The following is a 14,871-nucleotide window of genomic DNA, read 5'->3' as shown; positions in this document are numbered from 1 at the left end:
CTCCTATTCAATGACTGTAAAATCCCGATTTATCCTTGCAACCAATTCTTCTCAGGATCACTATCGCTTAAATTCCTTCCACTACTTACAACCGCTTCAGCGCCACCTTTCACCTCAAATTCATTGAAATCAAACAAAGTCGGATCGGCTAATTGTGAAGGCTTCACATTGCGCATTGCTCTAAAGATCGAATCCATGCGCCCAGGATATTTGGCTTCCCATTCCGCTAACATCGATTTTGTTGTCTGTCTTTGTAACCCATCTTGCGAACCACAGAGATTACAAGGAATAATGGGGAATTCTCGAAGCTCGGCATATTTAATAAGATCTTTCTCTTCACAATACGCAAGCGGACGAATGAGGATATTATCGCCATCATCACTACGCAATTTCGGTGGCATGGCTTTCATCGTACCGCCGAAAAACATATTCATAAAGAGCGTTTCCACCATATCATCTCGATGATGACCGAGCGCAATCTTGTTAAAGCCATGATCTTTCGCATATTGATATAAAACCCCACGGCGAAGACGAGAACAGAGGCTACAAGTGGTTTTTCCTTCCGGAATCACACGCTTTACCACCGAATAAGTATCTTGTTCGATAATCTCAAACGGCACGCCGATGGATGTGAGATAGTTCGGTAAAATCTCTTCCGGAAATCCCGGTTGTTTCTGATCTAAATTCACGGCAAACAATTCAAAATTCACCGGCGCTTTCTCTTTCAGCTTCAAAAGTAGATCTAACAGCGCATAAGAATCCTTTCCACCGGAAAGGCAAACCATTACCCGATCGCCCTCTTCAATCATGTCATAATCCATGATTGCACTACCCACTTGTCTACGAAGACGTTTTTCTAATTTTTTCTCAGAAACGGTTTGCGCCATAGCCTAAAACTCCCAAATCACCGGCATTAAAGCACCGCATTGTATCATTGAAATAATGGGAATTAGAACTCTCTAAGTGGAAAAAAGCAGAAAATTATCAAAAAATAGTTGGAGGTAATTACTCTCTTCTCTCAAGGGTTTCTCCGCAATGTTTGCAGTGATAAGTGGCTTTATTGGCTTGAATTCGATTGTGGCGAATGGCAGTTAATAGATGCGTTTGGCACAGGCAGTAATAAGTGAAGCGTTCATATTGACGGGTTTCGCTATTTTTTGTATCAAAACGATGGGTGCGATTTGCCGGCAATCCCATAATATCAATCATCATCGCTTGCCACTCTTTGCCGTGCGGTTGCACTCTTCCATACAGTGCGAACGTTAAAAGATGCGCATACTCATGAGGAATCACTTCATTGATAAACGCATCGCTATTTTCCGCTAACAGAATCGGATTCAAACGGATTTCCCAACGCTGAAGATAGGCTGTGCCGGCAGTTTTTCCTCTGAGTTTAAAACTTAAGGTTGGATAATAGTTTTCGTTGAAACCACCTAAGTTAGAAAAATTTTCGGAACGATCATTATTGTTAGAAGCATGATTTTGAAGCATTGATTCACGATGAAATTTATCATGAGCTTCATCATAAGATTCATGAAAACCAAAGAGAGATTTTGCCTTCGCAAGAAAGGACGATTTCGTGTTAGATGCCTTTTCCGGTGCTTTCTCCTGCACTGTTTGACCGGCATGAGGACGTTGATCTTGAATATCGCCCCCAAGCTTTGCCGCTTTCTCCCCTTTCGTTTCTCGAAGTAATGCCGAGATCTCTGCTTTAAATTCAGGATTAATTTGGTTTTCTTCAGAGAGAAGCGCCGTGGGAAACGTGATAATTCGCTCTTTATGAAAGCTTCGACTCGAGCGTTCTTTTAGAATTAAAATACGTTCTTTAAGAATCTCCATAGATTTTGGTGTCAGCCTTTCGCCAAGATTTCGCATCGCTAATGCTTCTACATCCACGATTTTTTTGAGCACACGACAAAAAAGAGCCTCTTGTAATAAAGAGGCCTTTTGTAATTCGCTAGTAGCAATGATATGGATTTGACTCATTCCAATACCTTTTAATCGCTAAAGGTTATGCATCTGTAAACTCTTTCGTGAGATCAAATACCGTGAGCGATGCTTTCTCTTCTTTGCTATAGATTTTTCTAAACTTCCCATCTTTTAGCACAATGGTGCGATCGCCGTAACGAATCGCATGTTCCATATTATGAGTAATCATCACGCACGTGAGATTCTGTTCTCGCACAAGTTTATCAGCTAATGCCATCACATGCTCGGCAATTTTAGGATCAAGCGCCGCCGTAATTTCATCTAAAAGCAAGATTTTAGATTCTGCAATCACCGACATCACAAGACTTAACGCTTGACGCTGACCGCCGGAAAGATTGGTTACCATCTCATTGAGGCGATTCTCTAATCCCATATCTAGAAGCGTTAATTTTTCTCTAAAGAGTAATCTTCGCTTTTCATTATTAAATAGACTAAAGCTGCGAGTTTGTCCACGTTTAAAGGAGAATGCCATATTTTCTAAGATGGTCATATTCTCCATCGTTCCCACGCGCGGATCTTGCATCACAATGGAAACAAGTTTCGCTCTCTCTTGCTGAGAACTTTTCGTGACATCGACGCCATCAATTAAAATACGACCTTTTTCCGGCTTCATAAACCCTGAAATCGTATTAAATACTGTAGATTTTCCGGCACCATTGCCGCCGATAATCACTAGAAATTCGCCTTTATCCACTTCTAAAGTGAGGTCTTCTAAAATCGTGCGCTGAAGTTGCGTGCCTTTGCCGACAATGAGCTTAATGTTTTCCAGAATTAACATTTACGCTTTCCTCCCGGCATTGCCATAATAATGATGATCAAAAGACCGGCAATCAGGTTGAAATCGTAGCTCTTCAGATTTAAGAACTCTGCATGAAGCGCTAAGCTCGTCACGATTCGATAGACAATTGAACCTAAAATACAGCTGAAAAGTTTAATCCAAATCGAACGAAATGGTAGAATTCTCTCCCCAATAATTACCGCCGCAAAGCCGGCAATGATGGTGCCAATTCCCGCTGAAATATCGGTAAATCCTTGTTGCTGACTAAAGAGCGCGCCACCCATGGCAATGAGCGCATTCCCCATCGCAACGCCGAGAATCACCATCCATTTCACATTAATGCCACCATTCATGCAGAGGCGTTTATTTTGCCCAACCGCACGAATCGCAAGCCCTAAATCGGTATTGAGCAAAAAGCTAAATGCCGCAATTAAGATTGCCGCAATAGCGCCTAGTACAATGAGATTATCGGCGATAAAGATGGTTGGCGACATTAGAAGCGAGATATTGGGCGTACCATTCATCACATGCAGATTGATGGAATAGAGCATAAATGCCACTAAAATACCGGCAAGAAGATCCGTGACTTTAAAGAAGCTATTGAGAATTCCCGTAACCGCACCGGCAGCTGCCCCGCCGATAAGCGCAAACAACAGCGACACAAAAGGATCAATTCCGGCTTTGATTAAAACGGAAGAGATGGCAGCTCCCAAAACGAAGCTACCATCACAAGTTAAATCGGGAAAGTCGATGATTCTAAATGTGAGATAGATTCCCATCCCGACAATCCCGTAAATGAGCCCGAGTTCGAGGCTCATGACAAATTCTGCCTCTGAGAGCCCAAAATATCTGAGCTCCCAAAGTTTTGATGCTAACTGACTTAAATCCATTGTGTTCCTTAGTTTTGCTCTACAACTTCCGCTTTACCATCTTTGATAATGATTGCTGCGGCAGTCACAACTTCTTCCGGAAGCGTTAAGCCAAGCTTGTTAGCGGTGTCCATATTAATAACGAGCTCCATCTTATCAGGAAATCCTACTGGAATCGTGTTTATATCTTTACCATCTAAAATATCTGCAATCATCTCAGCAGTATCAATTCCAAGCTGATATTGATTCGGACCAAGCGCTGCTAAAGGACCTGATGGAACTGCATCTGTATCTGCCACAAATACAGGTTTTCCTGCTTTAATACCGGCAATCACAATACTTTCAAGCGCTGCCAATGCCGTGTTATCGCCGTAAATAAAGATTGCATCTGTTTGGTTTGCAAGTCTTGTTGCCGCTTGCGGCACATCTGCTGTGCGGTTTACAGATTGTGTAACAACTTCTAAATCAAATTGTGGTGCTGCTGTCTCAAGATCTTTAAGCTGCGTGATAGAGTTTGCATCGCCAGGATTATAGATAAAACCGATTTTCGTCATTTCTGGTAAAACTGTTTTAAACATCTCCAATTGCGGCACAACATCTACGTAGTTCGACATTCCTGTCACGTTTGTATTGGAATCTTCTAATGATTTTACTAAACTTGCACTAAGTGGATCAGTGATAGAACTAAACACCATTTTTGTCTTTCCATCCATCGCCGCTTTCACTAAGCTTTGCGCTGAAGGTGTACCAATTCCGACTGTTACATCGGCATTTTGTGCCACGAATTTTGTAGAGATTTGTGATGCTAATGCCACGTTTGCTTGCGCAGATTCCACAACAAAATCAAGGTTTTCACCTTCCACAAATCCACGATTTTGAAGACCATCACGAATGCCTTTTGCCGTCATATCAAGTGCCGGATGCTCTACGATTTGGTTGACATAAACTTTCTTCACATCTGCCGCAAACGAGAGACTTCCTGCTAATGCTGCACTTAATACAACTGCTAATAACTTTTTCATAATGGCTCCTAAAGCAATTAAATAAGGCGATTGTGCCTACTGAAACGCTCTGAAATAATGCTTTCAAATCGTTTAAATTCTTTTTAAATCATTCTAAATTTGGGAAGACAGGATTCAATAATTCTTGAACATTCATGATGATCTGCGTTATTGACTGTCTTACTGTGGTGATACAGTAATACGGCAATACAACCTTGTCAACAAATATTCACAAAGAGAAATGCAACCATATGATTCATATCCCATCCTATTATTACTAACCTACTTAGAAGCCCCAAAACGATTAAAACTTTGTGATTCAAATTTGAGTTTGAGTTGGAATTCAAACTCTCTGTGAAGATTTACCATTGGAGCGCATTCGATATAACTCGAAATTGTGAGCGTTAAACTTCGAATACATAAACATTCGAACACATAAAAAAGCTCTATTGGAATCATTCCAATAGAGCTTCAATTTTCTTCACCTAAAATTCTTAATCTAGAATTTTTTCATCTAGAATATTAAATCTTTTCTGATTCATCTAATCGCTCAAGTACCAAACGATAGCCATGATTTTGCTCTTCATTGATAAAACGAGAAACGCGGCCAATAGTGGTTAAACTTGCCGATGTTAACGCATGAATTTCTCGGTAAGAGAGATCGCCTCTTTCAAGTAGCTGGCATACTTTCCAGCGCTCGATCATGGAGCTTAATTCTTTGGGCGTTAATAGATCTTTCAAGAAGAGAATCATCTCTTCTTGATTTTCAATTTTCAGAAATGCATTACAAAGGGATTCCTCAAAGTCGATCGCTTTGAGGCGCTCGTCTAAAGCTGAAAGATGCTCTTTATTACTCATTATTATCCTTCTCTTTGCGCTAAATGTAAGTTCTTAATATAAAACCATACTTCCAGAAAAAAAGCGCTCAATTTTTATTAAACGCTTTTTTTCATACGATTTTTTATACAAATTTTCAATCGCTATTTTACCAATGAACCGGGATTTTTCGAAATCATTTCAGAGCGATTATAGTGCAATCCACTCTTATGAAAACCCCATCAAAATTCATCTAAGCTTCAGATTAAGTTTCAAATTAAGCTTCCAAATTAGGCTTTTAAATTATAAAGCTGATTTCTCCGCTTCTCTCTTCTCAACTATTGCATCATTTTCGGCATAATCGTTTGCAGTATTCGCTGATTCATCTGCGGTTTCTTGCTTAGTTTCCACAGAATTAGCCGTTTTAGATGTTGTAGAATTCGCCGTATCCGTGTTTTTTGAATCAATTTTTTCAGAAGCATTGTCTAGCGGTTTCTCAGAAGCTTTATCAGCAGAATCATCTTCTGATTGATCTTTCCCTTTCTCTGCTTGCTCTAGCTTCACAATTCGATCATCTTCAACACGATGCGTTGCATAATAGAGTGCTTGCTCAAGTTCCGTATTGTGCGCTTTTATCTCTTCAATACTCCACGCAAAATAACGCGCCATTAATTTCACCACATTAATATGATGTGTTTTCACAGATTCAATATCAAAATAGAGTGCGCCGGTTCTACGCACAAAGAAATCACAAGGTGTCATAACCCCTTCTGATTGCAAGCCATAGAGCAATTGCACATAGAGCACTAATGGTAAACCATTCATCTCATCTGGACTTGCTTTGCCAGCAATAGCATAAAGCTCATCCACGTTTGAACCATACTTGCACGCTAAATATCTTGCTTCATCTTCCGTTAAATTTGCCGCAAGTCCACGTTCAGTAGCTTCCACCATAAATGCCGGCAATTGCTGACTGCCCCCAAAATCTGCACCTGAAAATGGGAGATTCGCGGTTTTACATGACTCAAAACTCTGGTTTTTATCAGCTTTTAACTTACTCGCAACTTCATCAACAACCGCTTCTGCGAGTTCTCGATATCCTGTTAATTTGCCGGTCGTTACGGTTAATAAGCCATCTTTAGAGGTTTCGAGCAAGGGATTTTTCGTCTGATTTTGCGCATCTTCCACTGCCGTTAAACCTGCCCAAGAAGATTCGATCATTTCCGCTGTTAACTGTAATTTTGGGAACATCTCATTGGCTGCTTCCAATAGGAAGTATTGATCGGTAACAGAGATTGTCGGCATATAACTATTGCCTTCATAGTTAGAATAACTGGCGCCTAAGTACGTTTTTCCTTGATGCGGAATGGCAAATACTTTCTTCTTATCGATACCGGTTTCAAAACAGATGGCATCTGTTAACGGGAAGTTTTTCTGATCAAAGACTAAATGCGCGCCTTTTGCAAAAATGGGTGTTTCAGGATCTTGGAAATGCGTGTCATTCTCTAATTCTGTAATCTCTTTCGACCAAATGCCGGTCGCATTTAAAATTACCGAACCTTCTACAATATAGGTGTTTTTTGTGGAACGATCTTTCACTAAAACCGCTTCTAAATATCCTCGAGGATCTCGGTTGAAACCGGTAATTTCCGCATAGTTTAAACAATCTGCGCCAAGCTCCACCGCTTTTTTAAGAATCTCTAGCGTCATACGAGAATCATCGGCAAAATATTCCATATATTCTCCGGCACCACGTAACCCTTCTTCTTTAATTGCCGGCACTTGTTCAATAGTTTCTGTGACAGAGAGCATTTTACGGCGCTCATCATCTTTTACATCTGCCAAGTAATCATACAGTTTCAACCCAAGAGATGTTTTCCATTTCCCATGACTTCCGCCTTTATGAATCGGCAATAACATCTGCTCTTTTGAAATCACATGCGGACCATTTTCATAGATAATCGCGCGCTCTTTACCGCTTTTTGACACATTTTTAAGCTGCAATTTTTGTAAATAACGTAAACCGCCGTGAATCATCTTAGTCGATCGGCTACTTGCGCCAAATGCGAAGTCATTCTTATCGAGAAGCGCCACTTTCATCCCTCGGCTAACCGCATCTAACGCAATGCCGGCACCGGTAATTCCTGCGCCGATAATCACCAAATCATATTGGGTATGTTTAAATGATTGAAACGTATTACGGCGATTTAATGAGGTAAGACTCATAGCGAACTCCTTCACTTTAAAGTTTTCTTTAAATGTTTTGATTATTTTTTAACTATATGAATTCAAATAATCAAATTAAACCAAATAATTAAATTCGAATAATTTATTTTAAGTAATTTATTCTAAAGAATTTTATAAATCTATCTATCGATGTTAGTCGATTACAACGATTCTGTCGTGCTTCCACATCAAATTTATGTGCATTAATTGTAAATAATACTGATTTATCAATCAAATATCCTTTTAATATCATTTTTGCAATCAAATGAGAATATTCAAAAAGATATTCATTAGCATCTTCTAAAGATCATAAAAAGAAACTGTAGGGTATTTTAAATGCCCTACTTTACGAAATAGACGACAAAATCACCTGTAAATTCTGTTGTAATATCATTATTGACAACGATTTTAGTATCAATTGTTAAGCGGCCTTTACCAAATTTATGAAGCATTTTGCTAAACTTTCCCCAAGCTTGATCTGAAACACCGGTACAAATCGCTAAAGAATCTTCTGTCATCGGTTTGGGATACTGAATATTGGCATTTTGAATCACAATATGAATATTTTCATGAAAACCCATCTCTTTAAGCTTCAGATGAAGCCAGCTCCAACCGACTAATAGCGCCGATGTATAAAGACTTCCGCCAAATCCTGTATGCATATGATTTCTATTTTGCTCAAGTGGTATGGAAAATGTGAGTTGATTTTCCCTAAATTCTACCGGCATTAACGCAAGCGATTGGCTAATGGGAATCTCTCTTGGCAACCAATCTGCGAGATATTGACAAACTTCTGTTGAAGAATCGAGTGAAAAATCCATCTCTGTTTTGACCTATTTTTAATTTATAGAACCTCAAATCATAGCGCTATTAAGAGAGAGATAGTGTTAAAAATTTTACCTTCCACAATAAAAAGACAATTTAGATTTTAACAATCACTTTATTAAAAGCTCTTAGAAACTGTCATGGAAGCTCTCATGGAAACTATTTGATAGTTATTTTGGCTTAATTTTTTTAATATTCTAAAAAGTCTAGAAAAAAGTATTAGAGTACTTCCGCCACAGAATCGCTAGAAGAATGTCAGTATTCGAACCGGCGACGAATCCGCTTCTATTTTACAATTGAGCTTCCTTAAACAGCTCTAATACAGATAAAACAATCAGTTAACAAAACAAAACTCTCCAATAAATTATGAATATCAGATATATAAAACTGATTAATTTTTTTAATAACCCTCTTTTCAACTTTACTTATCGCTCCTATTAATAAAAACCATAAGATTTTCAACTTCAACTATGGTTAAATTACTTCATCGAAACGACAGACGCAGATCACACGCTAGTTTCTAGCGAAAAACTGCTTCTTAAGATTCAAATAATAATCAAACGTTTCATCAAAAAACATTTCGAATATCTCGGCAATATATTTGCTTTAACAGATAGAAAATGTGTTTCAAAGTGAGATGATTTAAAATTCTAATTTAATTTACAATTAATTTAATTATATAATGAGCAAGCTTGCTCAAGATATCAGTAAGGAGATATTTATTATGGCTATCGATACAATCAAAGGCATGTTACCAGCGTACGCAAAAGATATGCGTCTTAACTTCTCAACAGTATTAACAGAAGCAGGTGCACCTGGCCTTACAGAAAAACAAATTGCAGCGATCGCAGTATCTGTAGCGCTCAGCACAAAATGTAAAGTATTAGTAGAGCAAATGGAAATCTTCGCACAAGATTACTTAACTGCAGAAGAGTATCAAGGTGCACAAATTGCAACAAGCATCATGAGCATGAACAACATTTACTATCGCTTTACACACTTAGTTTCAAACGATGAGTACACAAAATTACCAGCACGTCTTCGTATGAACCAAATGGCAAATCCTGGTCTTGATAAAGCAACATTTGAATTAGCTTCTATCGCAGTTTCAGCAGTAAATGGTTGTGGTATGTGTGTTGATTCACATGAGAAAAATCTTCGTGATTTAGGAGTATCTTCACTCGGAATTCAATCAGCGGTTCGTATTGCTGCGGTTCTTTTTTCAGTAAGCGTGACATTAGCGAACTAATTTAGTAGCGATTTTAATATTTTAGATTATAATTTATTCCAAAATATTCAATACCAATCATGTAGTTAAACTTCGAATAGTTTTAAACATTGGAAGTTTAACGATTTAAAAACTCTAGAACCTTGCCCTGAAAAGCATTTCAAGCAAGATTCTGACAACAGTGTCCTTAAGGGCTAAAAACTCTTTCCCCTTTTTAAGAGATTATTTAGTTCTTTTACTCCCTAAAAAAGTGTTTTTAGGGAGTTTTTTTATCCCTTCATTTATCCTCTCATTTATCTTCGCATTGTTATCGCCCTTCATTTTGAAGCTTCTTGACTAAAATCGAAGATTTCTGAACCCATCTTAGGAATCCGATATACTAATCTTCGAAGAAAATAACAACTCAATATATTATAAAAATTGATCAGTATGCCTATGGATTCTGAAAGTAGATTTCATAGAAATAAATGGGGATTAAGAAATGTTAGATTATTGGCAAACAGTCGGAAAAAATGCACGTAGCGCATCTGAAAAATTGCGTCTTGCGGATTCAGGTAAAAAAAATGCACTATTAGAAGCTCTTTATACTGAAATCTTAGCAAACCAAGAGATGATTCAAACTGAAAATCAAAAAGATCTTGAAAATGCAAAATCGAAAGATTTTGATGCGGCATTTATTGACCGCTTAGCACTGAATGAAGCGCGCATTATCGATATGGCAAATGGCGTAAAAGAGATGATTTTACTGCCCGATCCTATTGGTGAAATTACAGATGTGAAAACGCGCCCTTCCGGCATTCAAGTGGGAAAAATGCGTGTACCACTTGGCGTAATTGCGATTATTTATGAATCTCGCCCAAATGTAACAATTGATGCTGCGGCGCTCTGCCTTAAATCTGGAAATGCTGCGATTTTACGTGGTGGAAGCGAAGCATTCCATACCAATCAATATCTCGCAAAACTCCTATCTTCTGCGCTTGAAAAAGTAGGCTTACCGGCAGATGCGATACAAATCATCAATACTACCGATCGTGAAATGGTAGATTACATGGTCACTTCCCCAGAATACGTAGATGTAGTCATTCCTCGTGGTGGAAAATCCCTCGTTGAACGCATTAATAATCAAGCAACGGTGCCAGTCATTAAACATCTTGATGGTATTTGTCATACATATGTGGACATCGATGCAGATCTCGACAAAGCATATATCGTTGTTGATAATGCAAAAACACAACGTTATGCGCCTTGTAATACGATGGAAACGCTACTGATTCATGAAAAAATCTTGAAAGATTTCCTTCCTGAAATGGCAACCATTTTGGTTGAAAAAGGCGTTGAAATCAGAGCTTGTGAGAAATCTCTTGCGGTTCTAAAAACAAACAATATCCCGGCAATCATTGCAGAAGAAGAAGATTGGCATGCTGAGTATTTAGCACCGATTCTTGCGATAAAAGTCGTGAAAGATATGAAATCTGCCATTACGCATATCAATCATTATGGTTCTCATCATACCGATGTGATTTTGACAGAAAATTACTCTAAAGCCATGCATTTCCTTCGTGCGGTTGATTCAGCTTGCGTGATGATTAATGCCTCTTCTCGTTTTTGTGATGGTTTTGAATTTGGTTTAGGCGCAGAAATTGGCATTTCTACCGACAAACTACATGTTCGTGGACCTGTCGGTTTAGAAGGTTTAACTTCCCAAAAATATATCGTACTTGGTCACGGTGAAGCTCGCCAATAAACATGCCCGATACACTCAGGGAATATTGACAGATTTATTCTATAATTTACAAAAACAAATCACTGATAACAAAAAGTTGTCACTTTAATAGGTATAATATGCCACTTTTTTTTAAAACTGATAAAATGACGTGGTATTTTGACTAGGAGTTAATAAAACATGACAGAAAATGCAACACTTGAAAAAATCCATAGCCAAGTAACCCAAAATCCAGTAGTGATTTACATGAAAGGTAGCCCACAATTTCCAATGTGTGGTTTCTCAAGCAGAGCAGCACAAGCTTTAGCAGATACTGGCCTTCCATTCTCATTTGTAAACGTAATGGATGATCCTCAAATTTTTGAAGACCTTCCAAAATATGCAGATTGGCCAACTTTCCCACAAATCTATATTGCGGGTGAACTTGTCGGCGGATGCGATATTGTTTTAGAATTAGCAGAGCGCAATAGTTTAAAGAAAATGATGAACGATGCGATTGAAAACCAAGCATAATATTGCTTCATTCAATTGATCATTCATAAACAAAAGACCCATCTTACATGGGTTTTTTGCTAATAAGGAGTCTATTAATGAATGTTTTTGAGATAAAACACCCACTCGTTGCCCATAAAATTGGCAAAATGAGAAAAGCTGAAATGTCCACAAAGGACTTCAGAGAACTTGCTTCAGAACTTGCACAATTACTGGCATATGAAGCAACAAAGGATCTTGAAACAGAAACTAGCATCATTAAAGGATGGGCTGGCGATGTGGAAGTAGAACAGATTAAAGGTAAAAAAGTTACCATCGTTCCTATTTTAAGAGCAGGAATCGGTATGCAACAAGGCGTATTGGAACTTATTCCAGGTGCTCGCGTTTCGGTTGTCGGTTTTGAGAGAGATCCTGAAACATTAGAAGCCATTCCTTACTATCAAAAGCTCACAACGCACATGGAAGATCGCACTGCACTCATCATAGACCCAATGCTCGCAACGGGTGGTACGGCGATTGCAGCAATTGATCTTCTCAAACAAGCAGGCTGTAAGAAGATTAAAGCACTCTTTTTAGTAGCAGCTCCTGAAGGTATTGCAAAGCTTCATGAAAAACACCCTGATGTGGATATTTACACAGCATCCGTGGATAAGTGTTTAAATGAAGATGCCTATATTCTTCCAGGGCTTGGCGATGCCGGCGACAAAATTTTTGGAACTGTTGAGGAAGCATAACCTCATCATTTCCTCATTGTTAAAAGCTCACAGTAATGATTTGATTAAAAAATCTTACTTGAGCTTTTTCATCTTTAAAGCAATTGAACATCCTATAACTTCATAGAAAATCGCTTTACTCTAAAAAATATTACTTCTGTCATCATTAAGATCGATAATAAATTTTAGATTCTAAAAAGATCTAAAACGATAGCTAACATTACTACTGTAAAGAGACCTCATTATGATCCCTTTCTTCAAGAAACAGCCTTTAAAATCTCTGTTTATCACTTTAATAACAATTTTGTCATTCACTCATTTCAGTCACGCTACTGAAACAAATGAAGAGATCTGGTTTAAAGCTGGGAAACAAGCCATTATCAAAAAAGATTGGGAACAATATCGTTCTTTCCGAGATAAACTCGCAGAGTCATCTCTCCTGCCCTATCTTGAGTTTTATTATTATCAAGAACGAATTGAAGAGAGTGATCCGCAAGAAGTGCTCAACTTTGCAGATAAACACTCACAAGAGCCCTTCTCTAATACCTTAAAGACTGTTTTATTTAAAGAACGTGAGCGTCAAAAAAATTATCAATTCATTCTAGATAATGCGCACTTTGCCAATACTGTTGGTTTAAAGTGCTATCTCTATAATGCGCAGCATCAAGCATCTACGTTAGATCTTTCAGAATTCCAAAAAGAATGGGTCAATGCTCTACAATTGCCTTCTGGTTGCAATAATGTTGAATCTTACTGGTTACAAAAAAATCAAAATAAATCACTCGTCATTCAAAAAATCGATGATCTCATCCAAGCCGATAGAATTAGCAAAGCCAAAACACTCATCACTTCAATTCCCGAAGAAAATCGCGCTTACTACAATTATTTTATCGATCTTTTAAATAATCCTAGCTCACTCCTAGAAGTCACCACCTTTTATCCTGAAGGCAAAAATCTCTATGCGAAAGCGATTCATAAATGGTCTAGCCAAAACTCTCTACAAGCTGAAAACGGCTTAGAGTTTGCTAAAGAGAAAGATCTTTTAACGCATGAAGATTATGTCAATTTACGCAATCGTATTGCTGTATTCCAAGCAGGAAGAAAAGATGCCGTAGCGCCACTGGAGAAAATCCTCAATATTCCTGCAGACGAACGTGATGATCAAGTCTTGCAATGGGGCTTTCGTTTAGCGGCAAAAGAGAATAACTATCCTGTTGCCCTAGCACTATTAACAAATCTTTCTCCTGAAGCTAAAAAAGAGGATGTTTGGCGCTATTGGCTTGGTAAAACCCATGAAAAAGTTGGGGATCCTGAGCAAGCAAAATATTATTATGAGCTTATTGAAAATGAACCTTCATTTTATGGTTTCTTAGCGGCAGATGAATTACAACAAAACTATGATGGCATTAATAGTATTGCCAACGAAAGCTCAAAAAACTCTAAAACAAATACCAATCCCCGATTTTCTATGGGATTACTCTTAGCCAAAGTCAATGAAGAGTATTTTAGCCGTGTAAAATGGCGTGAAGCGATCAATAATAGCAATAAAGAAGATCAAGAAATCGGAAGCATCGCTGCTTTTGATGATGGTTTTTATAACTTAAGCTTACAAGCCGCAGCAAGATCTCGTGCTTCTGGCGGATTACCTTACCGTTATCCTAATGCTTATGGCGAGATTATCGATAAATACAGTAATGATTTCATCACAAAACCTGTCGTTTTAGGACTTATTCGCCAAGAAAGTCTCTTCCATGAAAAAGCAAAATCTCCGGCAAGTGCTCATGGTTTAATGCAGTTACTGATTCCTACCGCTGAAACCATGTCTTCCACATTAAAAGAAAAATCCCGGGATTCCCTATATGAACCTGATGCCAATATTCGCTATGGCATTACCTATTTGAAACATCTACAAGATAGCGTTGGAAGCTGTATTCCCTACATGCTTGCAAGCTATAATGCCGGTCCTCATAATGTTAAAAAGTGGTTGCCAAGCGATGATCAAAACCTCGATATGGCGCTTTGGATAGAAACTATTCCCTTCTATGAAACGCGCGGATATGTGAAAAATGTCTTAAGTAATGCCGTGATTTATCACACATTAAATAAAGATCCAAAACGTCTTTCAGATTATGTGAATTGTGAAATAGAAACTCCGGAAACAGATACGCTCCAAGTGACAAAGTAAGAGATATTTCAGATAAAAGTAGCCAT

13 protein-coding genes are annotated in these 14,871 nt (G+C 38.3%); 5 read left to right on the top strand and 8 right to left on the bottom strand.

Annotated elements, in window-relative coordinates; all coding sequences use genetic code 11:
• Positions 1-29 precede the first annotated feature (29 nt).
• The 8 genes from ttcA to ACYSN2_RS01610 form a co-directional block, all read right to left on the bottom strand.
• On the bottom strand, positions 30-887 hold the full coding sequence (gene ttcA, locus ACYSN2_RS01645; RefSeq protein ID WP_461748505.1) for a tRNA 2-thiocytidine(32) synthetase TtcA: 858 nt from the start codon (positions 885-887) through the stop codon (positions 30-32).
• Between the two features lie 118 nt (positions 888-1,005).
• Positions 1,006-1,986 carry a SprT family zinc-dependent metalloprotease gene (locus ACYSN2_RS01640; RefSeq protein ID WP_461748504.1) on the bottom strand — a complete coding sequence of 327 codons (981 nt, stop codon included), beginning with the start codon at positions 1,984-1,986 and terminating at the stop codon, positions 1,006-1,008.
• Between the two features lie 25 nt (positions 1,987-2,011).
• The gene (locus ACYSN2_RS01635) at positions 2,012-2,767 is read right to left on the bottom strand and encodes an ABC transporter ATP-binding protein (RefSeq protein WP_461748503.1); all 756 of its coding nucleotides are present in this window, start codon (positions 2,765-2,767) and stop codon (positions 2,012-2,014) included.
• Positions 2,761-3,657: an ABC transporter permease gene (locus ACYSN2_RS01630; RefSeq protein WP_461748502.1), complete on the bottom strand. Its 897-nt coding sequence runs from the start codon at positions 3,655-3,657 to the stop codon at positions 2,761-2,763. Before ACYSN2_RS01630 ends, ACYSN2_RS01635 begins: the two co-directional genes overlap by 7 nt.
• 8 nt (positions 3,658-3,665) lie before the next feature.
• Positions 3,666-4,658 carry an ABC transporter substrate-binding protein gene (locus ACYSN2_RS01625; RefSeq protein WP_461748501.1) on the bottom strand — a complete coding sequence of 331 codons (993 nt, stop codon included), beginning with the start codon at positions 4,656-4,658 and terminating at the stop codon, positions 3,666-3,668.
• A 501-nt stretch (positions 4,659-5,159) separates the two neighbouring features.
• A complete protein-coding gene (locus ACYSN2_RS01620) occupies positions 5,160-5,495 on the bottom strand; it encodes a YerC/YecD family TrpR-related protein (protein WP_461748500.1) in 336 nt (111 codons plus the stop codon).
• 261 nt (positions 5,496-5,756) lie between these two features.
• Positions 5,757-7,679, bottom strand: coding sequence for a glycerol-3-phosphate dehydrogenase/oxidase (locus ACYSN2_RS01615; RefSeq protein WP_461748499.1), 1,923 nt, complete (start codon positions 7,677-7,679; stop codon positions 5,757-5,759).
• 341 nt (positions 7,680-8,020) lie between these two features.
• A complete protein-coding gene (locus tag ACYSN2_RS01610) occupies positions 8,021-8,500 on the bottom strand; it encodes a YiiD C-terminal domain-containing protein (RefSeq protein ID WP_461748498.1) in 480 nt (159 codons plus the stop codon).
• 728 nt (positions 8,501-9,228) lie between these two features.
• On the opposite strand from ACYSN2_RS01610, the gene ACYSN2_RS01605 reads away from it, so the two are divergent.
• From ACYSN2_RS01605 to ACYSN2_RS01585, 5 genes are all read left to right on the top strand, one after another.
• A complete protein-coding gene (locus ACYSN2_RS01605; RefSeq protein ID WP_461748497.1) occupies positions 9,229-9,753 on the top strand; it encodes a carboxymuconolactone decarboxylase family protein in 525 nt (174 codons plus the stop codon).
• 460 nt (positions 9,754-10,213) lie between these two features.
• A complete protein-coding gene (locus tag ACYSN2_RS01600; RefSeq protein WP_461748496.1) occupies positions 10,214-11,476 on the top strand; it encodes a glutamate-5-semialdehyde dehydrogenase in 1,263 nt (420 codons plus the stop codon).
• A 159-nt stretch (positions 11,477-11,635) separates the two neighbouring features.
• Complete coding sequence (gene grxD, locus ACYSN2_RS01595) at positions 11,636-11,968, top strand: Grx4 family monothiol glutaredoxin (RefSeq protein ID WP_461748495.1); 333 nt, start codon at positions 11,636-11,638, stop codon at positions 11,966-11,968.
• A gap of 77 nt (positions 11,969-12,045) precedes the next feature.
• Positions 12,046-12,681: a uracil phosphoribosyltransferase gene (gene upp / locus ACYSN2_RS01590; RefSeq protein WP_461748494.1), complete on the top strand. Its 636-nt coding sequence runs from the start codon at positions 12,046-12,048 to the stop codon at positions 12,679-12,681.
• Positions 12,682-12,904: 223 nt separating this feature from the next.
• A complete protein-coding gene (locus ACYSN2_RS01585) occupies positions 12,905-14,845 on the top strand; it encodes a lytic transglycosylase domain-containing protein (RefSeq protein ID WP_461748493.1) in 1,941 nt (646 codons plus the stop codon).
• Positions 14,846-14,871: the final 26 nt, after the last annotated feature.

The sequence above is a fragment of the Ignatzschineria sp. LJL83 genome (genome assembly GCF_054871845.1).
Note: the sequence above shows the minus strand (reverse complement) of the source record. Positions and strands in the feature narration are given on the sequence as shown.